This is a genomic window from Methylobacterium pseudosasicola (genome assembly GCF_900114535.1).
Classification (GTDB): Bacteria; Pseudomonadota; Alphaproteobacteria; order Rhizobiales; family Beijerinckiaceae; genus Methylobacterium; species Methylobacterium pseudosasicola.
On sequence record NZ_FOTK01000035.1, the window covers coordinates 1 to 25,150 of the forward strand.

At 70.7% G+C, this 25,150-nt stretch carries 31 protein-coding genes; 17 read left to right on the forward strand and 14 right to left on the reverse strand.

Translation table 11 applies throughout. The features are described from left to right. Window positions 1–618 (forward strand): outer membrane protein (locus BM228_RS25290; protein ID WP_092044920.1); only part of this gene is annotated, 618 nt, incomplete at its 5' end. A gap of 265 nt (window positions 619–883) precedes the next feature. Here BM228_RS25290 and BM228_RS25295 read toward each other — a convergent pair. Beyond that, a complete protein-coding gene (locus tag BM228_RS25295) occupies window positions 884–1,405 on the reverse strand; it encodes a hypothetical protein (RefSeq protein ID WP_092044922.1) in 522 nt (173 codons plus the stop codon). 160 nt (window positions 1,406–1,565) lie between these two features. On the opposite strand from BM228_RS25295, the gene BM228_RS34835 reads away from it, so the two are divergent. The 5 genes from BM228_RS34835 (at window position 1,566) to BM228_RS25315 (ending at window position 4,293) form a co-directional block, all read left to right on the forward strand. Beyond that, on the forward strand, window positions 1,566–1,742 hold the full coding sequence (locus tag BM228_RS34835; protein WP_167367821.1) for a hypothetical protein: 177 nt from the start codon (window positions 1,566–1,568) through the stop codon (window positions 1,740–1,742). Further along, complete coding sequence (locus BM228_RS25300) at window positions 1,735–1,944, forward strand: hypothetical protein (protein ID WP_092044923.1); 210 nt, start codon at window positions 1,735–1,737, stop codon at window positions 1,942–1,944. Before BM228_RS34835 ends, BM228_RS25300 begins: the two co-directional genes overlap by 8 nt. Before the next feature lie 137 nt (window positions 1,945–2,081). Next, the gene (locus BM228_RS25305; RefSeq protein WP_092044924.1) at window positions 2,082–2,351 is read left to right on the forward strand and encodes a GCG_CRPN prefix-to-repeats domain-containing protein; all 270 of its coding nucleotides are present in this window, start codon (window positions 2,082–2,084) and stop codon (window positions 2,349–2,351) included. A gap of 85 nt (window positions 2,352–2,436) precedes the next feature. Continuing rightward, window positions 2,437–2,637, forward strand: a complete 201-nt coding sequence (locus BM228_RS25310; protein ID WP_092044926.1) for a hypothetical protein — start codon at window positions 2,437–2,439, stop codon at window positions 2,635–2,637. Between the two features lie 264 nt (window positions 2,638–2,901). Further along, window positions 2,902–4,293: an L-serine ammonia-lyase gene (locus tag BM228_RS25315; RefSeq protein ID WP_092044927.1), complete on the forward strand. Its 1,392-nt coding sequence runs from the start codon at window positions 2,902–2,904 to the stop codon at window positions 4,291–4,293. A 29-nt stretch (window positions 4,294–4,322) separates the two neighbouring features. Here BM228_RS25315 and BM228_RS25320 read toward each other — a convergent pair whose 3' ends face one another. From BM228_RS25320 to BM228_RS25330, 3 genes are read right to left on the reverse strand one after another with little or no spacing between them, the layout of a single operon-like run. Beyond that, a complete protein-coding gene (locus tag BM228_RS25320) occupies window positions 4,323–4,580 on the reverse strand; it encodes a hypothetical protein (protein ID WP_092044929.1) in 258 nt (85 codons plus the stop codon). Continuing rightward, a complete protein-coding gene (locus tag BM228_RS25325) occupies window positions 4,577–4,879 on the reverse strand; it encodes a hypothetical protein (RefSeq protein ID WP_092044930.1) in 303 nt (100 codons plus the stop codon). The genes BM228_RS25320 and BM228_RS25325 overlap by 4 nt, the downstream gene beginning before the upstream one ends. Window positions 4,880–4,933: 54 nt before the next feature. Next, entirely contained in the window at window positions 4,934–5,137 is a 204-nt protein-coding gene (locus BM228_RS25330; RefSeq protein ID WP_058192874.1) for a hypothetical protein, read from the reverse strand. Between the two features lie 227 nt (window positions 5,138–5,364). On the opposite strand from BM228_RS25330, the gene BM228_RS25335 reads away from it, so the two are divergent. Beyond that, complete coding sequence (locus tag BM228_RS25335) at window positions 5,365–5,751, forward strand: TIGR02300 family protein (RefSeq protein ID WP_092044932.1); 387 nt, start codon at window positions 5,365–5,367, stop codon at window positions 5,749–5,751. 33 nt (window positions 5,752–5,784) lie between these two features. On the opposite strand, the gene BM228_RS25340 is transcribed toward BM228_RS25335, so the two are convergent. Beyond that, complete coding sequence (locus tag BM228_RS25340; protein ID WP_092044933.1) at window positions 5,785–6,048, reverse strand: hypothetical protein; 264 nt, start codon at window positions 6,046–6,048, stop codon at window positions 5,785–5,787. Between the two features lie 130 nt (window positions 6,049–6,178). On the opposite strand from BM228_RS25340, the gene BM228_RS25345 reads away from it, so the two are divergent. After that, window positions 6,179–6,619, forward strand: a complete 441-nt coding sequence (locus BM228_RS25345; RefSeq protein WP_244537307.1) for a hypothetical protein — start codon at window positions 6,179–6,181, stop codon at window positions 6,617–6,619. A 186-nt stretch (window positions 6,620–6,805) separates the two neighbouring features. On the opposite strand, the gene BM228_RS25350 is transcribed toward BM228_RS25345, so the two are convergent. Together BM228_RS25350 and BM228_RS25355 are read right to left on the reverse strand one after the other, a co-directional pair. Then, on the reverse strand, window positions 6,806–7,015 hold the full coding sequence (locus BM228_RS25350; protein WP_007563113.1) for a cold-shock protein: 210 nt from the start codon (window positions 7,013–7,015) through the stop codon (window positions 6,806–6,808). A 122-nt stretch (window positions 7,016–7,137) separates the two neighbouring features. Then, complete coding sequence (locus tag BM228_RS25355; protein WP_092044935.1) at window positions 7,138–8,997, reverse strand: glycosyltransferase; 1,860 nt, start codon at window positions 8,995–8,997, stop codon at window positions 7,138–7,140. A gap of 137 nt (window positions 8,998–9,134) precedes the next feature. On the opposite strand from BM228_RS25355, the gene BM228_RS25360 reads away from it, so the two are divergent. From BM228_RS25360 to BM228_RS25390, 7 genes are all read left to right on the forward strand, one after another. Continuing rightward, window positions 9,135–9,986: a transporter substrate-binding domain-containing protein gene (locus BM228_RS25360; protein WP_092044936.1), complete on the forward strand. Its 852-nt coding sequence runs from the start codon at window positions 9,135–9,137 to the stop codon at window positions 9,984–9,986. Window positions 9,987–10,054: 68 nt separating this feature from the next. After that, window positions 10,055–10,282: a hypothetical protein gene (locus BM228_RS25365; protein ID WP_092044938.1), complete on the forward strand. Its 228-nt coding sequence runs from the start codon at window positions 10,055–10,057 to the stop codon at window positions 10,280–10,282. Next, window positions 10,279–10,557, forward strand: coding sequence for a type II toxin-antitoxin system RelE/ParE family toxin (locus BM228_RS25370; protein ID WP_092044939.1), 279 nt, complete (start codon window positions 10,279–10,281; stop codon window positions 10,555–10,557). The genes BM228_RS25365 and BM228_RS25370 overlap by 4 nt, the downstream gene beginning before the upstream one ends. A 158-nt stretch (window positions 10,558–10,715) precedes the next feature. Then, window positions 10,716–10,943 (forward strand): hypothetical protein, encoded by a 228-nt coding sequence (locus BM228_RS25375; protein WP_092044940.1) that lies wholly within the window; start codon window positions 10,716–10,718, stop codon window positions 10,941–10,943. Beyond that, window positions 10,940–11,218 (forward strand): type II toxin-antitoxin system RelE/ParE family toxin, encoded by a 279-nt coding sequence (locus BM228_RS25380; RefSeq protein WP_092044942.1) that lies wholly within the window; start codon window positions 10,940–10,942, stop codon window positions 11,216–11,218. Before BM228_RS25375 ends, BM228_RS25380 begins: the two co-directional genes overlap by 4 nt. Before the next feature lie 115 nt (window positions 11,219–11,333). Further along, on the forward strand, window positions 11,334–13,037 hold the full coding sequence (locus BM228_RS25385) for a lysine--tRNA ligase (RefSeq protein ID WP_092044943.1): 1,704 nt from the start codon (window positions 11,334–11,336) through the stop codon (window positions 13,035–13,037). Between the two features lie 7 nt (window positions 13,038–13,044). Beyond that, a complete protein-coding gene (locus tag BM228_RS25390; protein WP_092044945.1) occupies window positions 13,045–13,656 on the forward strand; it encodes a pyridoxamine 5'-phosphate oxidase family protein in 612 nt (203 codons plus the stop codon). Window positions 13,657–13,663: 7 nt separating this feature from the next. On the opposite strand, the gene BM228_RS25395 is transcribed toward BM228_RS25390, so the two are convergent. The 3 genes from BM228_RS25395 to BM228_RS25405 form a co-directional block, all read right to left on the reverse strand. Beyond that, window positions 13,664–14,578, reverse strand: a complete 915-nt coding sequence (locus tag BM228_RS25395) for a transglutaminase family protein (RefSeq protein ID WP_092044946.1) — start codon at window positions 14,576–14,578, stop codon at window positions 13,664–13,666. Window positions 14,579–14,696: 118 nt separating this feature from the next. Then, window positions 14,697–17,234 (reverse strand): circularly permuted type 2 ATP-grasp protein, encoded by a 2,538-nt coding sequence (locus BM228_RS25400; RefSeq protein WP_092044948.1) that lies wholly within the window; start codon window positions 17,232–17,234, stop codon window positions 14,697–14,699. Between the two features lie 13 nt (window positions 17,235–17,247). Next, a complete protein-coding gene (locus BM228_RS25405; protein ID WP_092044949.1) occupies window positions 17,248–20,526 on the reverse strand; it encodes a transglutaminase family protein in 3,279 nt (1,092 codons plus the stop codon). Window positions 20,527–20,751: 225 nt separating this feature from the next. Here BM228_RS25405 and BM228_RS25410 point away from each other — a divergent pair, with 225 nt between their 5' ends. After that, window positions 20,752–21,936 (forward strand): zinc-binding metallopeptidase family protein, encoded by a 1,185-nt coding sequence (locus BM228_RS25410; protein WP_092044951.1) that lies wholly within the window; start codon window positions 20,752–20,754, stop codon window positions 21,934–21,936. A gap of 16 nt (window positions 21,937–21,952) precedes the next feature. Here BM228_RS25410 and BM228_RS25415 read toward each other — a convergent pair whose 3' ends face one another. Genes BM228_RS25415 through mntR form a run of 3 tightly spaced genes read right to left on the reverse strand, consistent with a single transcriptional unit; the run spans window position 21,953 to window position 23,100 of the window. After that, the gene (locus tag BM228_RS25415) at window positions 21,953–22,312 is read right to left on the reverse strand and encodes a DUF6883 domain-containing protein (RefSeq protein WP_092044953.1); all 360 of its coding nucleotides are present in this window, start codon (window positions 22,310–22,312) and stop codon (window positions 21,953–21,955) included. After that, a complete protein-coding gene (locus BM228_RS25420; protein ID WP_092044954.1) occupies window positions 22,309–22,569 on the reverse strand; it encodes a DUF4926 domain-containing protein in 261 nt (86 codons plus the stop codon). The genes BM228_RS25415 and BM228_RS25420 overlap by 4 nt, the downstream gene beginning before the upstream one ends. A gap of 51 nt (window positions 22,570–22,620) precedes the next feature. Then, window positions 22,621–23,100 carry a manganese-binding transcriptional regulator MntR gene (gene mntR, locus BM228_RS25425; protein WP_092044956.1) on the reverse strand — a complete coding sequence of 160 codons (480 nt, stop codon included), beginning with the start codon at window positions 23,098–23,100 and terminating at the stop codon, window positions 22,621–22,623. A 169-nt stretch (window positions 23,101–23,269) separates the two neighbouring features. Between mntR and BM228_RS25430 the strand changes: the two genes are divergently transcribed. Further along, entirely contained in the window at window positions 23,270–24,628 is a 1,359-nt protein-coding gene (locus BM228_RS25430) for an Nramp family divalent metal transporter (RefSeq protein ID WP_092044957.1), read from the forward strand. Between the two features lie 70 nt (window positions 24,629–24,698). Here BM228_RS25430 and BM228_RS25435 read toward each other — a convergent pair whose 3' ends face one another. Beyond that, window positions 24,699–25,034, reverse strand: coding sequence for a hypothetical protein (locus BM228_RS25435; protein ID WP_092044959.1), 336 nt, complete (start codon window positions 25,032–25,034; stop codon window positions 24,699–24,701). Window positions 25,035–25,150 lie beyond the last annotated feature (116 nt).

Here is a 25,150-nt window from a genome sequence, read left to right on the forward strand (position 1 = left end):
GCCCCCGGCACCACCGCCACCTTCGGCAACCGCAGCCAGGACGGCTTCTCCGGCGGCGCCCAGGTCGGCTACAACGTCCAGTTCACCCCGGGCTCGGGCGTGGTCGTCGGCATCGAGGCCGACGCCCAGTACCTCGACTTCGGCCGCGGCCGGAACAACGCCTTCGTCAGCGGCGCGCTCGCTCCCGGCTACTACGTCACCGATCCGCGCGGCCTGTCGAGCCTGGACTACTTCGGCACCGTGCGCGGCCGCCTCGGCTACGCCTTCGACCGCACCCTCGTGTACGGCACCGGCGGCTTCGCCTACGGCTCGGGCAGCGCCGACCGCTCGTTCGGCGGCTATGCCGGTAACGACAGCTTCCGCACCGGCTACGCGGTCGGCGGCGGCATCGAGTACGCCCTGCCCACCGACTCGTTCCTGAACTTCTTCCGCTCCTCGGCGGTGACGCTCAAGGTCGAAGGCCTGTACGTCAACCTCGACCGCAACACCCGCAACCAGGGTGCCCTGGTCATCAACGCAGCCAACAACTTCCCCGTCGCCTACAGCAACGTCGGCCGCCGCAGCGACGAGTTCGCCGTGGTCCGCGCCGGCCTGAACTACAAGTTCGGCTCGTACTAAGAGCCTCTCGCACAACGCCCTCTGCGCCGTTGCGTGCAGAGGGCGGCTCTCGGTGACCGGGCGTTTTGCGAGGTGCTCGAAGACCCAGCCGACACCGCTTGACCTAAGCATCCCCAGCCCGATCAGACTGGCCGCTTAGGCGAGGAGCGTCCCGGGATCACATCCCGGGACGTTTTTTCGTCTGGGCCGGCCCAGAGCCGTTGCCGATCGCGTCGCAATCGCGCGCGCTGACGCCGAACCGGTCTCCACGTCGGCGGCGCGCGCTCTAGGCGTGAACCGCGTCCGCCAGCTCGGCCTTCGACATCCGCGAGCGGCCGGACACGTTCTGCGCCTTGGCCTTGCGCATCAGCTCGGCCTTCGTCGGACCGGACTTTGTCGGACCGGACTTGTTGTCCTCGCGCGCCGCCGCGGCCTTCTCGGCGGCGGCCTTGGGCTGCTTCGAGAACTGCTTGCCCTGGCGCGTATCGGCCCGCTTCTTGGCGGTGCTCGCGGCGTATTCCGCGTCGGTCAGGCTCTCGCGGGCCTTCTTGGGCAGGTAGCGCTCGCCGGTCTTGCCGCTCTCCTGGCCCGATTTCGTGCCCCACTCCTCCTCGGTCCATTGCTGGAGGTGGTTGTCGGAGTCCTTCTTGCCGGCGTAGCCGCCGCCGGCCTTCTTGTATTCGGCGGTCGCCATCTGCGCCTTGCGGGCCGACCATTGGCCGGGCTTGCCGCCCTTGTCGGATTCCGTGACCTCCTGCTTGACCGTGTCCCAGAGCTTCGGATCGGTCTTCTTGGCGGTTCCCGACATCGCTGCGCCTCACGCATAGAGATTCGGCGATCAACACCACGCCTGCCGCAGCGTTCCTGTGAGACCCGTTCGTGCGGTGCGACGGAATGTCGGACGCCCCATCGTCCCGGCCGGATACCGCGGGCCTCTCGCGCATTTGTCTCCGAAAGGGAGCCTCCGCATGCCCGACGCGCCGACGTCCAACACGCAAGACCTCGCCAACACCGAATACGACGCCCAGCGCCGGGCCCGCGCGGCGGCCGCGCACCAGCCTGCCCCTCCCGACGCGCCGCCACCATCGGCGGACGCGAGCGCGGAGGCCGACCAGCTTGAGGGGAAGGAAGGACAGAATGGCTGACGTGCCGACCGACACGCAGGCGCAGCGGATGCCCCAGGGCAAGCCGAAGAGCGAGGGGCTGGCCAACGCCCCGCTGGACACCGCCACCGGCACGGTCAAGGCCCAGGACGGCCCGATGGACCGGGCCGGCACCGAGGCGGAGGAGGCGGCCCGGGGCGGCGCGAGCCTCGGAGCGGAGCGCGACAGGCCCGGTAAACCGTGAGCGGGCTCACGGGCGCGACGGCAACTTTGTTTCTCGGCGATTAAAGCCAAGGTCAGGCGCTATTCAGGCCCCAGGACCAATCTCCCCGGACCTTGCGCCGGGCGGATCCGGTGCAAGCCTGCAGAGAGGATCTGACCATGACGTCCATGAAGATGCTCGCGGCGGCCGCAGCCGTCGCCGGGGGTCTCGGCTTGGCCTCGGCCGGCGCCGCGCCCCTGGCTCCGCCGGCCGTCGACACGATCACCGGCGCCGCACCGATCACCGACGTCGCCTTCGGATGCGGCCCCGGCTTCGCACCCGGGCCCTATGGCCGCTGCCGTCCGATCTACCGCCGGCCGCGCTTCTACGGCCCCCGCTGCTTCTTCCGCCCGACGCCCTTCGGTCCGCGGCGGGTCTGTCGCTACTGAGCCATCCGCGCGCCGGGGCTTCCCGCCCCGGCCGCACCGAACCCGGGACCGCCTCACCGGTTGGATGTGAGGTCAGGAGATCGTCATGGCCCGGGATCAGAGCGGCAGCGCGCACCTCTCGCCGGAGGACCGGAAGGCGAGCGCGCGCGCCGGCCGCAAGCGCCTCGGCGCGGACGGTTACCCGCAATCGGCGCACAGCCCGGAGGCGCGGGACACGGCCGAGCACACGACGACCGCGGCGCGCAGACCGGCCGCCGCGGACAAGGGCTCCGCCGATAGGACATAGGACGCCGCCGCGGCCCGCGTTGCCCACCGGCCGAATTCCGCTTCCGATCCCCGACCATCCGCGGCCCGCCCTTGCCCACGCCCGGCCGGCAGCGACGCCAGTCCGGCACAAGGAAGCGCACCGAGCATACGGAGCTGCGGGCGATCTCCGGTCCAGACCGGCCCCTCGTCGAGGCTTGGCGCGTTTCTTCCATTGAGCGCCCGCCGGCCTCGAGACATGGACCGTGGCCCATGACGGGGTCCGACGGCTGGAACAGGCGGACAAATGTTTCTGAGCGTGTTCGACGTGTTCAAGCCGGGGATCGGGCCTTCCTCGTCCCATACGATGGGCCCGATGACGGCGGCTGCCGAGTTCCTGGATCTCCTGCGCCGGCACGAGGCGCGCTCTGCCGCGGCGGCCCTCCGGGTTACGCTGCACGGCTCGCTGGCCTTCACCGGTCGGGGGCACGCCACCGACCGCGCCGTGGCCCTCGGCCTCCTGGGCTTCCGCCCGGCCGACATCGCCATGGACGAGGCCGAGCGGAAGCTCGAAGCCCTGCAGGCCGAGAAGCGGCTCATCCTGGCGGACCTGCCGGTGCTGGCCTTCGACCCCGCCACCGCGATCGTGTTCGATTACGGGCCGCCGCTGCCCGGGCACGCGAACGGCCTGGTGATCACCGCCCTCGATGCGGCGGGCGCGCCGATCCTGTCCGAGACCTACTACTCGATCGGCGGCGGCTTCGTGGTGACGGCGGCCCAGCGGGAGGCCGACGTGCCGCCGCCTAGTGCGGCCGCGGACCTGAGGCTGTGGCCCTATCCGTTCGAGACTTCGGCCGCGATGCTGCGCATGGCGCGCGACAGCGGCCTGTCGGTGGCCGCGATGAAGCGCGCCAACGAGGTCGTCGGCCGGGCCGAGGCGGAAGTCGATGCGGGCCTCGGCCGGATCTGGCAGGCGATGAACGCCTGCGTCGAGCGCGGCCTGTCCCGGGAGGGCGAATTGCCGGGCGGCCTGCGGGTCAAGCGCCGAGCCAAGCGCATTCGCGACCAGCTCGACCGCGAGCAGGGCTCGAACATCGCCCAGCCGCACGTCATGGCCGACTGGCTGAGCGTCTACGCCATGGCGGTCAACGAGGAGAACGCCGCCGGCGGCCAGGTCGTGACCGCCCCGACCAACGGCGCCGCCGGGGTCGTCCCCGCGGTGATCCGCTACTACATCGACCGTTGCATCGGGGCCGATCCGGCGCGGATCCCGGAATTCTTGCTGACGGCCGCGGCGATCGGCGGGCTGATCAAGCACAACGCCTCGATCTCCGGGGCGGAGGCCGGCTGCCAGGGAGAGGTCGGCTCGGCCAGCGCCATGGCGGCGGCCGGCCTCTGCGCCGTGCTCGGCGGGACACCCGCCCAGGTCGAGAACGCCGCCGAGATCGCCCTGGAGCATCACCTCGGCATGACCTGCGATCCGGTGGCCGGCCTGGTGCAGGTGCCCTGCATCGAGCGCAACGGGATCGGTGCCACCAAGGCGGTGGCGGCGGCCTCCCTGGCCCTGCGCGGCGACGGCTCGCATTTCATGCCGCTGGACAATTGCATCGCGGCGATGCGGCAGACCGGCGAGGAGATGAGCGCCAAGTACAAGGAGACGAGCCTGGCCGGGCTCGCGGTCAACCTGCCGGAGTGCTGATTCGGGATCCCGTTAAGCGAAGCCGGTCGTCACCGCCCGCTCAGGATTTCAGATCGGCCGTGATGCGGGGGGGCCGCGCGGCCCGTGCCGTCCGGCCCCTCGACCAGGGCGCGGAGGTCGGCCTCGGTCAGGGGCTGCCCGTCTGGCCCGGTGATGGTGATGTGGTCATGGCCCGCGGCCTGGAAATCGGCGAGCTTCTTGAGCGCCCATTCCGGGGTCGGACAATGATACGTGGCGGTGCCGTGCGGTTTCTGCGCCCGCACGACGAAGAGCGTCGCGGCACTCATTCGAGGTCGATGCCCGCGGCGCCGAGGATCACGCGCTGCTTCAGGATGGCGATGCGGTGGGTGCGGATCGTGTGCTCGATCTGCGTGACGCCCGGATCGCCGGTGGCGTGCAGGATGGCCAGCGCGTCGGACAGGGCCGCGATGGCGAACTCGTCCAACAGGATGTTGAACGCGAGCCGCTCACGCAGGGTCGCGCAGGAGCAGTCAGGCTGGTCTTTCCGCTGCGGCATGTTCGACAACGAGCGGAGCCGCAGTTGGTTCTGGCCGCGGCCACCAATCCGGGTCCGTGTGCCGCGCATGCCAAGCGGCGCGCCTCCCGACACGAGTCGGGAGGCGCGCCGGCTCCGGTCGGTTCAGCGACGGCCGCCGTCGGCGCCCGGCTTCATCGCCCGCTCGATCGCCTCCATGGCGCTCTCGAACGCCTTCGCCTCGCTGCGATGCGGACGATCGGATCGCTCGATCAGCTTGCCGCTCCGGCGGATGGCCCATTGGAAATGGCCCTCCGGCTTGGCGATGGGGGAGACCTCGATGGAGTAGGGGTGTGGTACGTCTGACATAAAAGCCCTATGCCAGCCTTGCCGCGCGGATGCCAGTCACCTGCGGACATTCCGCGGCGCAATCTGTCATGGGCTGGGGGCGAAGGCCCCGATGCCGGGCATCCCGGCGGTTCGTGACGCTCCCCGCGCGCGGCACCGGTCGGAGGGATCGCCGGGCGCCGTCCTGTGCTACACGCGCGAAACCACGCCGGCGAGCCGGCCTCGAACACGTTCTTAGGAGAGTTGCAGTGGCGCGTCCGGATCTCGGTACGAAGCGGATCTGCCCCACGACGGGGAAGAAGTTCTACGACCTCAACAAGGATCCCGTCGTCTCCCCCTACTCGGGCGAAGTCGTCCCCACCGCCGTCGCGACGTCGTTCGGCCGGACGGCCGCGCCCGTCGTCGCCCGCAAGGAGGCGCCGGTCGAAGAGGAGGACGAGGCCGAGGGCCCCGAGCTGGTGTCCCTCGACGAGGTCGAGGCCGAGGAGGCCGACAAGGATACCGATACCGAGGGCGACGACGCCCTCGACATCGAGGATGACGGCGAGACGGTCGAGGACGACACGCTCGTGGTCGACGAGGACGACGAGAACACCGCCGATCTCGTGGAAGTCAACGACGACGACGACGAGTGAGGATGCCGGCCCGCGATGGCGCCGGCAGCGGCGTCATCGCATCGTAGGGCGGGCCATGAGCAGGGCCGATCGCACCGCCATCCGGCGCGACGGCTCGTCGGCCTCGGCATCGACCAGCGTGGCGGGGGCGAAGGCATGCGCCGCCACCGCCGCGGCCAGGTCGAGGATGTGGTCCGGCCCGAGCGCGTGGTTCTGCGTGGTGGGTTCGGCGAGGTAGACGTCGACCGCGCAGCCGACCTCCTCGATCGCGATGCGTTCGTCGGACACGAGGTCCCAGAGCGTGGCGTTCTCGGGCATCGATCAGGTTCTACACCGCGGGCGACGCGCGGCAACACTGTAACATCCTGGGCCGGCATCCCGCCGAGGCCCGTGCCGGTCGGCCCCTCACAGGATCATCGATGACATCCGCGGTTGCGGCTTCCCGCGCGTGACGGCTCCGCACGCCGCAGGCGGTCTCGTGCCCGGCCGATCCTGCGGATCGTGCACGGCCTGTTGCCGGGTCCTGGAGATCAGGGCGCTCGACAAGCCGGCGGGCATCCTGTGCCGGCACAACACCGGCCGGGCCTGCGGGATCTACGCGGAGCGTCCCGAGGCCTGCGTTCAGTGGCATTGCCTATGGCGGAGGATCGCGGCCCTGCCGGACGCGCTGAGGCCCGATCGATCGGGCGTGGTTTTCGGGCTGGAACGTCGCCACCCCGGCGAAGGTGCCCCCGAGGGCGCCTGTATCGTCGGTCGCGCCCCGGACGGCGAGGAGGCTTTTGCGCGCTGGGAGGCGGTCGAGGCTTTCGCCATGTTCGTCCGGGAGGGCTCCCTGCCGGTCTGGAAGGCGTATGCGCGACACGCGATCCTGATGAATCCGAGCCGGTAAGCCCCACTCACCAATTGGGGACGCCACGTGACACGCCCCCCGCCGCCCGATCACGGGTCGGCGGGGAGATCGTCGAGGTCACCGGCGCGAGCCGATACGCAACCTGGCTCGCGGGACCGATGTAGCCGGCTCCGGTTAGCCGAAGCGCAAGCCAGCGCCCACGCCCCGGTCCCGGATCGGGAAAGCTCAGTCGGCCTTCAGATTGGCCGCGCTCTCCTTGCCGCTGCGCCGATCAGCCTCGACGTCGTAGGAGATCTTCTGCCCCTCGATCAGGTTGCGCATCCCTGCGCGCTCGACCGCCGAGATGTGGACGAACACGTCCTTGCCGCCATCATCGGGCTGGATGAAGCCGTAGCCCTTGGTCTCGTTGAACCACTTCACGGTACCGGTAGCCATAGAGTTGTCCTAGTCGTCTTCGGCTCGCCAAAGCGACGTGCCGCATGGGCCGAACGAGCCGCCTTGGCCGACTGTTCCCAAAGTTCCGCACGCACACCGGCCAGGCCTCCAGAATCTGTGTCTTACGACACCACCCGGCGCAGCCGGCCGCTGCGCGAGGTGCGCGACAGGCCGTGCGGGGTCTTGTTCCAGCGCACCGGATCGCGGACCAGCTCGATCAGGGCCATCCAGGCGGCCAAGCTGACGAGCAGGAAGTAGACCGGCATGCAGGGCGCGACCTGGGCGAGGTCGCCCCAGCCGCGCCGGGCGCAGCCGACCAGGGCCGGCAGAGCCATGGCGGCGAGCCCGACGCCGAACAGGGTGATGGCGAGACCGGCGGCGAGATTGTCCAGGAAGGACGGGGCGGCCTGGATCTCCAGGATCAGGAAATTCCAGACGGCGCCAGCCAGGCAGACAGGGTAGGCCAGCGCCGAGGCCACCGTCCCGGGCACCAGCGCCACGGCGCCCAGTGTCTCCAGGCCGCCGAGGCGACAGGCATTGACCAGCGGGTGACGCCCATGGGCGAGGCTGGTCTGCATCAGGCCCTTCAGCCAGCGGGTGCGCTGGGCGAGCCAGGGGCCGAGCCGGGCCGGGGCCTCCTCGATCGTGGCGCTCGGCAGGTCGCCCACCGCGTAGCCCGCGAGCGCCAGCCGGATCCCGAGATCGGCATCCTCGGTGACGTTCCAGGGGTCCCAGCCGCGCAGATCCCGCAGCACCCGGGTGCGCAGATGCATGGAGGTGCCGCCCAGCGGGATCGGCAGCGCGAGGCGCGCGAGCGCCGGGTTCAGCACGTCGAACAGGCCCGCATATTCGAGCGCGAAGGCGCGGGCCAACAGGGAATCGCCGGCATTGTCGATCACGAGGCGCCCTTGCAGGCAGGCGGTGCTCTCCGGCAGGCGCGCGAACAGCGATGCGGAGAGCCGCAATTGCCCGGGATCGGGCCAATCCTCCGCGTCGTAGACCGTCAGCAGGGCGCCGCGGGCCAGCGGCAGGGCGGCGTTGAGCGCACGCGGCTTGGTGCGGGGCATCCCCGGCGGCACCGTGATCACCTCGAACCGGGCGGGCAGGGCGCTCCGCGCCACGGCCGCCGCGGTCTCCGGATCGTCCGCCTCGAGCAGGAGCTTGATGTCGAGCTTGGCCGCCGGATAATCGAGGGCCATGAGCCCCTGGATCAGGCGGGGCACCACCGCCGCCTCGCGGTGCAGCGCGACCAGAACCGTGTAGACCGGCAGCTCGCTATCGCCGAGCAGATCCACCGGGTCGGCCGCCACCGGCGCCGGGATGACCAGGGCAGTCAGCCGGAACGTCGTCATCGCCAGGAACAGGCCCTGACCCGCCAGGGTCACCGCCCGGGCGAGGGCTGGCGGCAGCATCGCGAACAGGCACAGCGCCGCGATCGACGCGAGGACGAGGAGCAGCAGCCACCGGCTCGCGGGCTCGCGCGGCACGGCCCGCTCGGGCGCGTGGCGCCGCAGATCCTGCGCGGCGTGATCCGCCACCGCCCCGGGGATCGCGGCGAACACCGCCTCGCGCAGATGCGTCGGGCTGGTGATCGCCGGCATCGCGGCGCGGTGGGGGGCGTCGAGGAGTTCCGCGATCAGCCGGCCGCGGGGCGCCAGCACGCAGGGGGCGACCGACCCGGGCGCCAGGGGCGCGAGGCCGGCGATCAGGCTGTCGGGGAAGCGCAGGCCGAGGCCGAACGCGATCGGACCGTCGAGATAGGGGGCGCCGAGTTTTCGGGCGAGGGCGCGGTAATACGCCGTCTCGTCCATCAGCCCCGCACTCAGCAGCGCAGTCGCCGCATCGGTCCCGACAGCGGCAGCCTCCCGGGCCGCCCGGATCAGCAGGCGAGCCTCGACTCCCTCGGCGAGCAGGAAGGCGATCTCCGGCGGCAGGGAGATCCTGTGGGCGAATGCGGCCGTGGGCAGGCGCTGGACCGACACGCCGGCGCTCCCCCGGTGGCTCCAGGACGTGCTAGGGGAGGGGCGTGAGCCAGACCCGATTCCCGTCCTCCGAGAGGAGCATCGCCGTCTTCCCGTCGTCAAGATCGGGCGGACGACGCGCGCGATCGTCCCTCGGGATGGTCGTGCTCACGGCGCTCCTATGGGCTGGATCCGGCCCCGCTAGCGCCGCGCCGCCAGCCGCGACACAGGCCCCGACGCCCGCCGTGACGGTCCCGAATTTCTGGAACCCGCGCAGCCGCGGCGAGCGGGTCGAGGCGCCCCAGACCGGCCGGGCGATCCGGTTCCTGACCGACGACGAGTTCCCGCCGCTGCACTTCGCCGGCCCCGACGGCAACCCGACCGGCTTCGCGGTCGAGTTGGCCCGCGCCGTCTGCGAGAAGCTGACGATCACCTGCACGGTGCAGGCGCGCCGGTTCGATACGCTGCTGGACGCCCTGGACGGTCGGCAGGGTGACGTGATCGCGGCCGCGATCCCGCTTACCGCGCATGTGCGCGAGAAGTTCCTGGCGACGCGGCCGTATTTCCGCTGGCCGGCGCGCTTCGCCGCCCGCACCGACAAGGGCCTGCCGGTCCCCTCGGCCGCGACGCTCGCCGGCCGTAGCGTCGGGGTGATGGGCGGCAGCGCGCACGCCGCCTACCTCAAGGTCTTCTTCCCCAAGGCCGTCCCGAAGGAATTCCTCGACCTCGCGGCGGCCGAGGGGGCGCTCAAGCGCGGCGAGGTCGACTACCTCTTTGCCGACGGCCTCAACCTCGCCCTCTATGTCGGCGGACAGGAGGCGGAGACTTGCTGCGCCCTGATCGGCGGCGACTACTTGGAGAACCGCTATTTCGGCGAGGGCATCGGGCTGATCACCCGCCAGGAGGATGCGGCGCTCTCCCGGGCGCTGGACGACGCGCTCCAGCGGGTCTGGGACGACGGGAAATACACCGAGCTGTACCTGCGGTTCTTCCCGGTGAGCCCATTCTGAGGGGCTTTCTTCCCAGCAGGGAATCGGGGATCCTGCGCCGCGCTGGGTCTCCCCGACAGGATCAAGGCATGACGGATCTTCTCGACAAGGCGGTGGCCAAGGCGCGGGACCTCGCCCCGGAGATGCAGGACGAGATCGCCCGTGTGATGCTTGCTATCCTGGGCGAGGAGACGCCTGTCTACCACTTCACCCCAGAGGAGGAGGCGGAGCAGGACGCAGCCGATGCCGAGGAAGCACGCGGCGAATACGCCACGGACGCGGAAGTGCGCGCCATCTGGGCCAAGCATGGCCTGTGAAGCTCCGCCTGACCCGTACCGCCACGCGCCAGCTGGATCAGGTTCTGAGCGACATCGGGCAGCAGCATCCGCAGGGCGCGCAAGCCGTTAAAACGCGCATCCGGGCTGCAATGCATCTGCTCCGGCAATTCCCTTATGCCGGCCAGGCCACGACACGACGCGGCATCCGACGCGTGGTCGTGTCGGGCTATCCCTACATCCTGACCTACCGCATCGGCGACAACGAGATCGTCATCCGCGGCATACGGCATGCAGCACGGCGGCCGGAGATCTGAAAGGGATCCACCGAGTTCGGGCCTTAGGTGCGCGCAGCGCGGTCGACGACCGGCCTGTATCTACGGTTCCTCTCCTTGAGCCCGTTCTGAGGGGCTTTTCTCCCAGCCGGGAATCGGGGATCCTGCGCCACGCAGGGTCTCCCCGACAGGATCGAGACATGACGGATCTTCTCGACAAGGCCGTGGCGAAGGCACGGGGCCTCGCTCCCGACCTTCAGGATGAGATCGCCCGCCTGATGCTGGCCTTCGTCAATGAGGACGCGCCCCTCTACCAGTTCACCCCGGAAGAGGCGGCAGAGCTCGACGAATCCGTGGCCGCGGCCGCGCGGGGTGATTTCGCGACCGATGCCGAGGTGCGCGCCATCTGGGCCAAATATGGCCTGTGAGGCTGCGCCTGACCCGACCCGCGGCATCCCAGCTCGACAAGGTGCTCGCCTATCTTGACCGCCGGAACCCGCAGGGTGCGCGCAAGGTGCAACAGCGCCTCGGGGCGGCCATGGACCTTCTGCTGCACCACCCCTTTGCGGGCTCCAGGACGGCCCGGCCCGGCATCCGGCGCCTCATGGCACGCCCCTACCCCTACGCGATCACGTATCAGGTCGCGGCGAACGAGATCGTCATTCTCGGTATCCGGCACACCGCGCGGCGACCGCAGCCCTGAAAGCTCCGAGCCGCCCCGAACGCCCCCGGGACACCGGATTGCGCCCACGGGCGTTCCGCTGGGGCTCGAACCGCTCTAGGGTGCGCGATCCCAGCATTCCGTCACCCACGAAATCATGCCCACCGCACCTGCCCTGATGCTTGACCCCGACCTGATCGAGGCCGCCGCCACCGCCGCCGCCTGGCCGTTCGAGGAGGCGCGCAAGCTCGTCGCGCGGCTGGAGAAATCCGGCAAGACCGAGGTGCTGTTCGAGACCGGCTACGGGCCGTCGGGGCTGCCGCATATCGGCACCTTCGGGGAGGTCGCCCGCACCTCCATGGTCCGCCACGCCTTCCGGGTGCTGACTAGGGACGCGGTGCCGACCCGGCTGCTCGCCTTCTCGGACGACATGGACGGGCTGCGCAAGGTCCCGGACAACGTGCCGAACCGCGAGATGCTGGCCGCCCATCTCGGCAAGCCGCTCTCGCGCATCCCGGACCCGTTCTCGAACGAATACCCGTCCTTCGGGGCGGCGAACAACGCCCGGCTGCGCGCCTTCCTGGACAGCTTCGGCTTCGACTACGAGTTCGCCTCCGCCACCGACTACTACACGTCGGGCCGGTTCGACGCGGCGCTGCTGCGCGTGCTGGAGCGCTACGACGCCGTGATGGAGATCATGCTGCCGTCGCTGCGCGCCGAGCGCTCGGCCTCCTACTCGCCGTTCCTGCCGCTCCACCCGGTCACCGGCCACGTGATGCAGGTGCCGATCGACGAGGTGCGGGTCGAGACCGGCACGCTGGTCTGGCGCGACCCCGCCACGGGTGAGCGCTACGAGACCCCGGTGACCGGCGGCCACGCCAAGCTGCAATGGAAGCCCGACTGGGCCATGCGCTGGGTGGCGCTGGGCGTCGATTACGAGATGGCCGGCAAGGACCTGATCGATTCGGTCAAGCTATCGGGCAAGATCGCCCGGGCGCTCGGCGGCGAGCCGCCGGAGGGCTTCAATTACGAGCTGTTCCTCGACGAGAAGGGCCAAAAGATCTCGAAGTCGAAGGGCAACGGCCTGACCATCGACGACTGGCTGAAATACGGCACGCCGGAATCGCTCGCCTTGTTCATGTACAACAAGCCGCGGGAGGCCAAGCGTCTGTTCTTCGACGTGATTCCCCGGCACGTGGACGAGTATATCGGCTTCCTTGACCGCTATGCCGGCCAGGACGCGAAGCTGCGGCTGGGCAACCCGGTCTGGCACCTGCATGCCGGCAACCCGCCGGAGCCCGAGCGGGTCGAGGGCGCGAGCCTGACCTTCGCGATGCTGCTCAACCTCGCCGCAGTGGCCAACACCGAGGATCCGGCGGTGCTGTGGGGCTTCATCCGCCGCTACACGCCGCAGACCGGGCCGGAGACCCATCCGGGTCTCGACCGGCTGGTGGTCCACGCCCTGAAATATTTTTCGGATTTCGTGCGCCCAGCCAAGACCTACCGGGAGCCCACCCCAGAGGAGCGAGCGGCTTTGGAGGATCTCTCGGAGACGCTGGCGGCGCATGCCGGCTCCACCGACCCGGAGGCCCTGCAGGCGGCGGTCTACGAGGTCGGGCGGCGGCACTTCCCGGACCTGTCCGGCAAGGCCAAGAGCCCGGACGGGCGCCCCGGTGTGTCGCAGGCCTGGTTCACGAGCCTGTACAACGTGCTGTTCGGCGAGGCGCGGGGCCCGCGCTTCGGCTCCTTCGTGGCCCTGTACGGGGTGGCGGAGACCCGGGCGCTGATCGCGGCGGCCCTGTCGGGCGCCCTGGTGGCCGAGCATGCCGCCTTCACGGCTGGCGCGGCCAAGGTCGCGTGAGGCTGCGATGATCGTCGAGACCGTCGCGCAGCTGGAGGCGATCTACGCCACGTCCCTGGCTCCGGCCTCCGTGGTCAAGGTCACGGCGGCGATCACGCCGGATTACGCGGCGCTGATCGCCGCCTCCCCCTTCGCGGTGCTGGCCACATCCGGCCCCGAGGGGCTCGATTGTAGCCCCCGGGGCGACCGGCCGGGCTTCGTTCGAGTCGCCGATCCGCGCACGCTGATCCTGCCGGATCGGCGCGGCAACAACCGGATCGATTCCTTACGCAACGTCGTGCGCGATCCGCGGGTGGCGCTGCTGTTCCTGATCCCGGGTTCGGGCACGACCTTCCGGGTGAACGGCAAGGCGGTGATCTCGGCCGATCCGGACCTCCTGGACTCGTTCCGGGTAGACGGCCACGCGCCGCGCACGGCCCTCGTGATCACCGTCGAGGCCGCGTATTTCCAATGCGCCCGGGCGATCATCCGGTCTCGGCTGTGGGAGCCCGAGGCCCGGGTCGATCCGGCGGACCTGCCGAGCCCCGGGGCGATCCTCGCTGCGCTCACCGCGGGCGATGTCGGCGGCCAGGCCTACGACGCGGAATGGCCGGCCCGGGCCGCCAAGACGATGTGGTGAGGGAGGGTCAGCTCACCAGGGCGAGGCCGGGTTGGGACACGTCCTGCGTCTCGGTCTCGGGGATCACGTCGACCTCGACCTTGAGGCGCTGCTTGCCCGAGCCGCTGACGATGCCGTCCACCGGCGCCACGTCGCCGTAATCGCGGCCGCGGGCCACCACGATGTGGTCGTCCCGCACCGGCACGCCGTTGGTCGGGTCGAGGCCGAGCCAGCCCTCGCCGCACCAGACCGCCACCCAGGCGTGGCTCGCATCCGCCCCGCGCAGGCGCGGCCGTCCCGGCGGCGGCACGGTGCGCAGGTAGCCGCTGACATAGGCCGCCGGCAGGCCCATGCCGCGCAGGCCCGCGATCATCACGTGGGCGAAGTCCTGGCAGACCCCGGCCCGGAGCGCGAAGGATTCGGCGAGCGGCGTGCGCACGTTCGTGGCCTTGGAATCGAACCGGAAATCAGCGCCGATGCGCAGCATCAGGTCGTGGGCCGCCCCGTAGGCGCTGCGGCCGGGCGAAAAGCTCGCCCGGGCATACTCGGTCACCTCGGGGACGAGGGGCACCCGGCCGCTCGGGAACAGAAAATGGACCGGCGCCCGGCCGCAGAGATCGCGCGAGGCCACCACGGCGTCGCGGACCTGTTCCCAGGGCAGGCCGGCTTCCGGCTCCGGCGGGGTGCGGCGCTCGACCCGCACGGTGGAGAGCGCCTCGACACTGAAGGTGGTGTGGGGTGTATCCAGGGTGATCGCCACCGCCTCGATCCCGAAATAGTCCCGCCGCATCAGCGCCGTGGTCGGGCTCGGGTCGATGGTCACGGCGCTGGCCAGCACGCTCTGGCCCTCGCCGTCCTGGGGTTTCAGCCGCAGGGAGCAGCGGGCGAAGCGCACCGGCTTGCCGTAGCGGTAGGTGGTGCGGTGGCGCAGCGTGTAGATCATCCCGGCGGCCGCGCGATTCGATGTCTGTCGCGCGCATCATAGGCCGAAAGGGTGACCAGTCTTGCGGCGATCCTGACGCAGAGCGCCGAATCCAGGCCGGATTGCGCGGCGCCCCTCATCACGCCAGGCCCGTCAGCTTTTCCGGGCGCAGCGCGTTCGGCCCGGCCGGGAAGTAGCGGACCGCGATGCCGTCGGCGAGGCGTTCGAGGTCGGTCTCCAGGGCGGTGAGGCGCACGGCGTCGAAATCGGCGGCCTCGCCGCTGCGCAGCTCCGCCAGGATCCGGGAGGCGAGGCGGCGATGCGGCTCCGGAATGCCGTCGGCCGACAGCGCCGGCAGGTCGTCGAGATGCCGGGCGATCGCCTCCGCCTGGAAGGCGATCGAGCGCGGGTTGTAGGGGTCGAGCAGCACCATGTCGCGCACGGGGTCGAGGGCCGCGCCCTGCATGTAGCGCCGGCCGTAGCTGATCTGCGAATCGCACAGCGACAGCATCACCCCGAGGCAGCCCGGCGTCGCCTCGTCGTTGGCGAAGGACAGCGCGAAGGTGCAGGTGTTGATCGCCCGCTCGACGCGGCGGCCGAGCTCGACGAAGTGCCAGCCCTCCGCCCGGCTCATGTTCTCGTGGGTCAGGCCGGACAGGGCCGCCAGCTGGCTCAGCGCCCGCTCGGCGCGGCCGGCGAGCTGCGATTCGGTAAAAGTCCGCTCGGTGTCGAGCGACAGGAGCTCGATCAGGTCGGCCAGCACCCGCCAGGCCTCGCCGGAGAGGCGGGCGCGCAGCGCGGCGGCGTTGCGCCGGGCCGAGACGATGTGGGCGCGGGCCGAGCCCGAGCGCTCGCGTCCGGTGAGCGCCTCCTGGGCGAGCCGGGCGGTGGGCAGGTCGATGGCATCGATGGCGCCCCATTCGTGGAGCATCGCCCGCAGGGCGAGGGCCGCCGGGGTGTCGAGGGCGCCGGAGATGTCGGTCCCGACCGCGTCGCCGACGCTGCGCAGATGGGCCAGGACCAGCCGGATCACCGCCTCGGCACGTTCGAGATAGCGGCCGAGCCAGAACAGGCCGTCGGCGGCCCGGGAGGGCAGGTGGCCGCCGACCCGGCGCACTCGCGGGGCCGCGTGGGAGCCGATCAGCGGCGCCTCGACCGGGCTCTCGGACAGCACCCACAGGTCGGCCGAGCGGATGCCGAGCCGCATCTCGATCGGGTCGAGATCGCCGCTCTCCGAGACCCGGCAGAAGCCGCCCGGCATCACCTGCCAGCCGGAGGGGGTCCGGGTGGCGAAGACGCGCACCACGAAGGGGCGGGGCACCAGGGTGAGGCCGCTCTCGCCGCGCTCCCAGCCGGGCATGGTCGAGAGCGGCGCGGCCTCCTGGGCGACATAGTCGAACGGCCGGTCGCGCAGGGCCGCCACCACCCGCGCCCGCTCGGCCGCCAGGGCGTGCGGGGCCAGCATTGCGTCGCGGCCAGCCCCGCGCTGGGGCGTAGCCGCCGGGCGCAGGATCAGGCTGTCGAGATTCGCCTGCGCATGGGCCAGGCCTTCGAGGTCGCCGCACCACCAGGCCCGGGGATGCCCGAGCCGCAGGGGCTCGCCCAGCAGGCGACGGGCGATGCCGTCGAGATAGGGGGCGAGCGCCGCGGACTCGACTAGCCCCGAGCCCGGCATGTTGGCCATCACCAGGGAGCCGTTGCGCAGGGCCTCGATCACGCCGGGCACGCCCAGCCGCGAGGCCGGGTTGAGCTCGAGGGGATCGAGATAGTCGGCGTCGATCCGGCGCCACAGGGCGTCGGCCCGCTTCAGCCCCGAGACGGTGCGCACGTGCAGGGCGCCGTCCCGCATGACGAGGTCGTCGCCCTCGACCAGCATCAGGCCGAGATAGCGGGCGAGCGCCGCCTGCTCGACATAGGTGCTGCTGTAGGGGCCGGAGGTCAGCAGGCAGATGCGCGGGTCGGCGCGCTCGGCCCCCAGCGCCAGCCCCTCGCGGAAGGCCTGGAAGAAGGCCGGCAGCCGCTCGACATGGAGGTCCTGGAAGAAGTCCGGGAAGGTCCGGGCCAGGACCATCCGGTTCTCCAGCGCCCAGCCGAGGCCCGAGGGCGCCTGCGTCCGGTCGGCCAGCACCTGCCAGCGCCCGTCCGGCCCCCGGCCGAGATCGGCGGCGTAGAGCTTCAGGTAATGGCCGCCGGGGGGCGCGACCCCGTGCAGGGGGTGGAGGAATTCTGGCGTGCCGGCCACGATCGCGGCGGGCAGCAGCCCCTCGGCGACCAGCCGGCCCGCGCCGTAGGAATCGGCGAGGATCGCCTCCATCAGCTCGGCGCGCTGGACGATGCCGGCGCTGAGATCGCGCCACTCGGCGCCCTCGATCACCAGGGGCAGGCAGCCCAGCGGCCAGGGATGCTCGCGCTGGTCCCCGGAGATGCGGAAGGAGATGCCGGCATCCCGGATATGCCGCTCCGCCGAGACGAAGCGGGCCAGGATCTCCGGTTCGGTGAGCGCGCCGAGATGGTCGAGCAGGCGCGGCCACGCGCCGCGCGGGGCGCCGTCGTCACCCAGAAACTCGTCCGGCCGGCCGGGGACGGGCCGGTAGCCCGCGGTCCAGCGCGCGATGCGCTCCTCCGGGCTCTCCGCCGCCTCGACCCGGACGGCGCCGGATGCGAGCGCCGCCTCCATCACCAGACCCCAATCATGTCGGGGCCGGCGTGCGCAGGTCGAGGGTCAGCGGGAACTCGGCGCTCGCCTCGGCGCGGGGCATCTCGACCCGGCCCGGCGTGTGGCCGAGGGGTTCGAAGCGGGCGAGGCGGCGCCCCTCCGCCTCGTAGGCGTTGACCGGATGGGTCTCGTAGTTCCGGCCGCCCGGATGGGCGACGTGGTAGCGGCAGCCGCCGAGCGAGCGCCCGCTCCAGGCGTCGAGGATGTCGAAGGTCAGCGGCGAGTGGGCCGGAATCGTCGGGTGCAGCGACGAGGCCGGCTGCCACGCCTTGAAGCGCAGGCCGGCTACGGCCTCGCCGGCCCGGCCGGTGCCGGTCATGGGCAGCCGCCGGCCGTTGCAGGCGATGACGTGCCGCTCGGGCACGAAGCCCTCGACCTTGACCTGAAGCCGCTCGACCGAGCTGTCGACGAAGCGCACGGTGCCCCCGCTCGTCCCTTCCTCGCCCATCACGTGCCAGGGCTCCAGCGCCTGGCGCAGTTCCATCCGGACCCCGCCCTGCTCGACCACGCCGAAGACCGGGAAGCGGAACTGGGCCTGCGCCTCGAAGGCGACCGGGTCGAAAGCGTAGCCTGCCGCCCCGAGATCCTCCAGCACCCCGAGGAAGTCGGCCCAGAGGAAATGCGGCAGCATGAAGCGATCGTGGAGGGTCGTGCCCCAGCGGACACAACCGCCGGTCTGCGGCTCGCGCCACAGCCACGCCACCAGGGCCCGCAGCAGCAATTGCTGCGCGAGGCTCATGCGGGCATCCGGCGGCATCTCGAAGGCCCGGAATTCCAGGAGGCCGAGCCGGCCGGTCGGCCCGTCCGGCGAGTACAGCTTGTCGATGCAGATCTCGGCGCGGTGGGTGTTGCCGGTGACGTCCACCAGGATGTTGCGGAACACCCGGTCGACCAGCCAGCGCGGGATGTTGGGGGCGTCGGGGCTCGGGATCTGGGCGAGCGCGATCTCCAGCTCGTAGAGCCCGTCGTGACGGGCCTCGTCCATGCGCGGGGCCTGGCTGGTCGGGCCGATATAGAGACCGGAGAACAGGTACGAGAGCGCCGGGTGGCGCTGCCAGTAGAGCACCAGGCTCTTGAGCAGGTCGGGCCGGCGCAGGAACGGCGAATCGTCCGGCGTGACGCCGCCCATGACCACGTGGTTGCCGCCGCCGGTGCCGGTATGGCGGCCGTCGACCATGAATTTTTCCGCGCCGAGCCGGGTCTGCCTGGCCTCGGCGTAGAGGTCGGTGGTGATCGCCACAGCCTCGCGCCAGGAGGCGGCCGGGTGGACGTTGACCTCGATCACCCCCGGATCGGGGGTGACCTTGATCAGCCCGATGCGCGCATCGTAGGGCGGCTCGTAGCCCTCGATATGGATCGGCAGCTTCAGCTCGGCGGCGGCGGCCTCGAGATGGGCGGCGAGTTCGAGATACTCGTCGGCGCGCTGGGTCGGGGGCATGAACACCCGCACGATCCCGTCCCGGGGCTCGATCGCCAGCGCGGTGCGCACCGCGACGCCGGTGATGCCGGCCCCGTTGACGACGGTCTTGGCTGTCGGGTCGTCGGGGAGGGGGCCGCGGGCCTCCAGCGGGTCCTGCGGCTGGTAATAGGGATAGTGCTCGGGCGGCACGTAGGGCAGGGACGACAGGGGCAGCCGGAAGCCGAGGGGTGAATCACCCGGCACGAGGAAGGCCTGGCCCCGGCGGAAGTCCCATTTCTCCGAGATCCAGACCCGGTCGGCATCGCCGTCCTTGCCGGTGGGCAGGCTCGCCAGCGGCAGGACATAGCCCGCCGGCTCCCCGAGGCCGCGGGCGTAGACGCGCCGGATCCGGGCGTCGAACTCCACCGAGCCGGACCGAGCGGCGGCCGGCGTGACGTTGACCGGCAGCTCCGCGGCCTTCTTCTCCCAGAGCTCGCCGTCCTCGAAGGCCGGGAAGACGTAGTCGGACAGGCCGAGCCGGCGGGCCAGGGTGTCGGCCAGCGCCTGAGCCTGGGCAATGGTGGCGGTCCCCTCCGAGCCCTCACCCGCCTCGGGGGCGATGAGGCCTGAGTCCTTCCAGATCGGCTTGCCGTCCTTGCGCCAGTACAGGGCGAAGGCCCAGCGCGGCAGGCTCTCACCGGGATACCACTTGCCCTGGCCGTAATGCAGCAGCCCGCCCGGGCCGAACCGGTCGCGCAGGCGCCGGATCAGCGTGTCGGCGAGCCGCCGCTTGGTCGGGCCGACCGCGGCGATGTTCCATTCCGGCGCCTCGAAATCGTCCACCGACACGAAGGTCGGCTCGCCGCCCATGGTCAGCCGGACGTCCTGGGCCACGAGGTCGGCATCGACCCGCTCGCCCAGCGCGTCCATGGCCGACCAGACCGCCTCGGAATAGGGCTTGGTGATCCGCGGCGTCTCGGCGACCCGGGTGATCCGCATCTCGAAGCCGAACTCGGTCTTGGCCGGCTCGGCGGCGCCCGAGATCGGCGCGGCCGAGCGGTAATGCGGGGTCGCGGCCAGCGGAATATGGCCCTCGCCGGTGAGCAGGCCGGAGGTCGCGTCCATGCCGATCCAGCCGGCGCCGGGCAGGTAGACCTCGGCCCAGGCGTGCAGGTCGGTGAAGTCCGCCGACGCGCCGGCCGGACCGTCAACCGCAGTGGTGTCGGGCACGAGCTGGATCAGGTAGCCGGAGACGAAGCGGGCGGCGAGCCCGATCCGGCGCAGCACCTGCACGAGCAGCCAGGCCGAATCCCGGCAGGACCCGCTCTTGAGCCGCAGCGTCTCGGCCGGCGTCTGGACCCCGGGTTCCATACGCACCCCGTAGGCGATCTCGCGGGCGATCATGCCGTTGAGCGCCACCAGGAACAGAACCGTGCTCTGCTCCTCGGGAAGCCGGGCGAGCAGCGCCTCGATCTCCGGCCCGTCCGCGTCCACCGGCACCAGGTAGGGCGCCAGCTCCTCCGACAGGTCGGGTTCGTACGCGAAATTCCGCCCTTGCGCGTAATCCTCCACGAAGAAGTCGAACGGGTTGATCACCGCCATCTCGGCGGTGAGATCGACTTCAATCTTCAACTCGTCGGTCTTCTCCGGGAAGACCAGGCGGGCGAGCCAGTTGCCGCTCGGGTCCTGCTGCCAGTTCAGGAAATGGTTGGCGGGGGTCACCGTCAGCGCATAGGCCGGCACCTTGGTGCGCGCGTGCGGGGCCGGGCGCAGGCGCACCACCTGGGGACCGAGGCTGATCGGCCGGTCGTAGCGGTAATGCGTGACATGGTGCAGGGCGGCTTTGATCGACACGATGGCTCCGTCTGAAGATCGAATGCGGTCTCGTAGCCGGCACCGGGCGTCGCAACGGGTCGATCACCGGGCCCCACCGCGTGGTTATGTGCCAAGGACGGGGTCACAAGCAATTTTCGTGCGGCGGCCACGGGTTCCGGGGTTCGCCGCCGACCTTGGCCGGAACTTTGCCGGTCGCGCCTATTTGATCGACAGGTGGGTCGGTAGCTGGCCCGGGACCGCGCGATGAAGCTCTTCCAGTGCCAGGCCTGCGATCAGCCGGTTACCTTCGAGGCGACCGCCTGCGAGAGCTGCGCGCGCCGGCTGGGCTATGCCTGCGCGGTGCACGAGGTCTCGGCCCTGGAGCCCATGGGGCTCTCGACTCATCCGTCCATGGGCGGGGCCCAGACCTTCCACGCCTACGCCGATTCCGGCCGGCGCTACCGCTATTGCAACAACGCCCTCTCGGGCGCCTGCAACTGGCTGGTGCCGGAGGACAGCCCCGACATCTTCTGTACCGCCTGTCGGCACAACCGGGTGGTGCCGGACCTGTCGCAAGCCTGGAACCTCACGCGCTGGCGCCAGATCGAGGCGGCCAAGCGCCGGCTGTTCTACTCGCTGCTGCGCCTCCAGCTGCCCCTGGCAACCCGGGCGCAGTACACGGACGGCCTGGCCTTCGACTTCCTGGTCGATCCGTCGGAGAGCTTTTCGTACGGGACGCCGGTGCTGACGGGCCATATCAACGGCCTGATCACCATGAACATCGCCGAGGCCGACGACGTCGAGCGCGAGCGGCGCCGGATCCTGTTCGGCGAGCATTACCGCACCCTGCTCGGCCATTTCCGGCACGAGATCGGCCATTATTTTTGGTATTTGCTGGTCATGAACAGCCCATACCTGGACCCATTCCGGGCGCTGTTCGGGGACGAGAGCCGGAATTACGTCCGGGCCCTGCAGGACCACTACGCCCACGGCGCCCCGGCCGACTGGGAGGATTCCTACGTCTCGGCTTACGCCACCGCCCATCCGTGGGAGGATTTCGCCGAGACCTTCGCGCATTACCTGCACATCGTCGACACCGTGGAGACCGCCTCGACCTTCGAGCTGCATGTCCGCCCGCGCCTGCGCAACGCCATGACGGCGCCCACGGTGATCGATTTCGACCCCTACGACACCCAGGACCTCGACCGGCTGATCGAGGCGTGGCTGCCGCTGACCTACGCGATCAACTCCCTGTCCCACAGCATGGGCCAGCCGGCGCTCTACCCGTTCAAGCTGACCCCCACGGTGATCGCCAAGCTCGCCTTCGTCCACGAGCGGATCTACGCCTCCCGCTCCGGCACCCTGCCGGATCCCGGCGAGGCGGGGGCCGAGATGCTGCGCGCGGTGATCTTGGGGCTGCGCCAGAAGGTGGCGGCGCCGACTGTTTGATGCGTTCGACGAACGGTCAGGGTCGCGGCCGCGGAAGTGGCTTCAGGGTTATGAACCGGGCGGTTCGAGAGGGATCGGCATCATCGACCTGCCAAACGGTTCTGACCTGAGGATCCACACCGGCGCGGGCGGCAAAAGGTCCCTCAAAATACAGCTTGATGGCCCGATAGCCGGGCAAGAACCCACGGAAATTCGGCCGCCGCGCATGATCGAGCAACGCTTCCATCAAGGCGTCCGGATCGCCCGGCGTAAATCCGAACGCGGCGAGGAAACGGCACTTCGCAGCCCCGTCCCGGTGGCTCGGATTGAGCAGATAGGCGGTGACCTTGGCCGGCGTGACGTGAAAGCGGGACGGCCAAGCGTCCGGATCGGTCAAACGACCGCTCGCTCGACGAGGCACACGGTGTCGGCCTCGACCGTCGCCAGCGTGTCGACCGGCTCCGTGAACTCGACTTCGAAGGCCTCACCGTCCGCATAGATCGCCACGACAGTGCCGGTGGCGCCCGCCGGAACCGTCACGTCGTCGTCGCCCGAGACCGCCCGCAGAATCCGGACACGGTCGAGTTCGCGGACCGGCTCGGAACCGAGTCCGCCGACCGGCGGCAGGGGCGATTTCGAACGAGGCGCACGCATCACGCGGAGGATACGCCGTCGCGCATCGGACGCAATGCGCCCTGTCGCGGATCACGTCTCCTGTCGCCCCTCCACGAAGGCACGGAATGCGGCCAGGGTCTCGGCGCTGACATGGTGCTCGATCCCCTCGGCATCCCGGCGGGCGGTCTCCGGGCTGACGCCGAGGGTGCACAGGAAGCGCTCGACGATACGGTGGCGCTCGCGCGCCTGGGTGGCGAGCCGGCGGCCGGCCTCGGTCAGGAACACGCCGCGATAGGGCCGCTGCTGGACGAAGCCGTCCTCGCACAGGCGCTTCAGCATCTTGGCGACGGTGGGCTGGGCCACGCCGAGGCGGGCGGCGATGTCGACCTGGCGCGCCTCGCCGCCGTCGCCGATCAGGTCGTCGATCAGCTCGACATAATCCTCGACGAGTTCGGAGCGCCGCGCCTCGCGCGCCTGGCGGAAGCTCTCCACATGCCGCTCGGGATCGACCAGCACGGTCTCCGGCAAGCTTTGGGTCTCGGAGGCACTCGGCTCGGACGGTTCCTGCATCGGCTCTCCCTCTCGCCGCCCCCCGGCGCCGCCCGGCCCCTATCTAGCAAACTCCGACGCGGAGAGGGGAGTCCCGCGATGCGGTAGGCGCCGCCTCCGATTCCCCCTTGAAACCGGGGCCGAAGCCCTGAATATAGCTCAAGCTATATCTTTGAGAAAAGGGTGAGGCATGGCAACGCCGGAGGCGGCGACGGTCCCGGGGGACCAGATGCCGAAAGGAACGGCCTCCGAGGGGCCTGTGCGCGGCCGGATGAGCCGGCGCACGGAGCAGGCGATCCGCGACACCCTCGACGGGCGGCCGGGCGGTCGCGGCCGGTTCCTGCTGTTCGTCGGCCCCGCCGTGACGGCGTCGATCGCCTACATGGACCCCGGCAACTTCGCCACGAACATCCAGGCCGGCGCCCGCTACGGCTACGGCCTGCTCTGGGTGGTGCTGCTCGCCAACCTCACCGCGATGCTGTTCCAGGCGCTCTCGGCCAAGCTCGGCATCGTCACCGGCAAGAACCTCGCGGAGCACTTTCGCGATACCGTTCCCCGGAGCGGACGCTTCGCCGCCTGGGGCATCAGCGAGGTCGCCGCCATGGCCACCGACCTCGCGGAGTTCTTAGGGGGCGCAATCGGGCTGTCGCTGCTCACCGGCATGCCGCTGATGGCCGGCATGGCGATCACCGCGATCGTCACCTACGCGATCCTGCTGCTGGAGCACGAGGGCTTCCGGCCGCTGGAGATCGCGATCGGCGTCATGGTCGGCACGATCGGCCTCTGCTACGCGGTCGAGCTCGCCATCGCCCCGGTGGATTGGGCGGACGCCGCCAAGGGCCTCGTCACCCCAAGAATCCCGGACGCGCAGGCCCTGACCATCGCGGTCGGGATCATCGGCGCCACGGTGATGCCCCACGCACTGTTCCTGCATTCGGGGCTGACCCAGGGGCGCGGCAGCCCCCGGAGCGACGCCGACCGGCGCCTGCTGGTGCGCTACTCGAACCGCGAGGTGGTGGTGGCGCTGCTGCTCGCCGGCCTCGTCAACATGGCGATGGTGATCATGGCGGCGGCAGCCTTCCATGCCGGCCACAGCGAGGTCGCGGAGATCGATCAGGCCTACCGTACCCTGACCCCGCTGCTCGGACCGGCGGCCGGGGGCGCCTTCCTGGTGTCGCTGCTCGCCTCCGGGATCTCCTCCTCGGTGGTGGGGACGCTCGCCGGGCAGATGGTGATGCAGGGCTTCACCGGCTGGCGCATCCCGCTCCTCGTCCGCCGGCTGGTCACCATGCTGCCGGCCTTCGTGGTGGTGGCGATCGGCGTCGACCCGACTCGGGCGCTGGTCCTGTCCCAGGTGGTGCTGTCGCTCGCCCTGCCGGTGCCGATGGTGGGCCTGGTGGTGTTCACCCGCCGCCGCAGCGTGATGGGGGCCTTCGCCAACGGCCCGCTGACCCAGGTGGCGGCCATGGCGGGGGCGGCCGTGGTGCTTGGCCTCAACATGGTGCTGCTGGCTGCCGCCTTCGGGCTACCCGTCCCGGGGCTGGAGTGAACTGTTCCGGTTCACACAGCCTCGGCCGAAAGCAATCCCCAGCACAGCGCCAGGGCGGTCGTGTCGACCCTTAACCCGCCACGTCCAAGCTGTGCGCCGCGCTGACGAGGTGGTAGAACCGGCCGTCGAACATCTGCATCACCGCCTCGGTGGCGGCGTGGGATTCCGGGCGGATCGAGGAGGCCAGGCAGGCGTCGAGGGCCGCCTGATCCGGAAAATCCATCTCCAGGATCATGGCGATCGGCCGGGCGTCGGCATCCTTGGAGACGAGGCGCTGCACCCGCACCGCAGTGACCCCCGGGAAACGCCGCCAGAACGGCTCCAGCTCGTCCCGGACCCGGCGGAAGAATGCTTCCTCCTGGCCGTCGCGCACCGTGCCCTCGTAGATCGCGGTCCTGGTCAGCATCGGGCGTCTCCTGAGCTTCGAGCGGTCAACCGGCCAGCGCCGGGATCGCTCCCGGCGGGGTGACAGGGCGGCCGCGCTGTCCGCTGAGGCGAGGGCTCCGGCCTTCACCGGGGCGT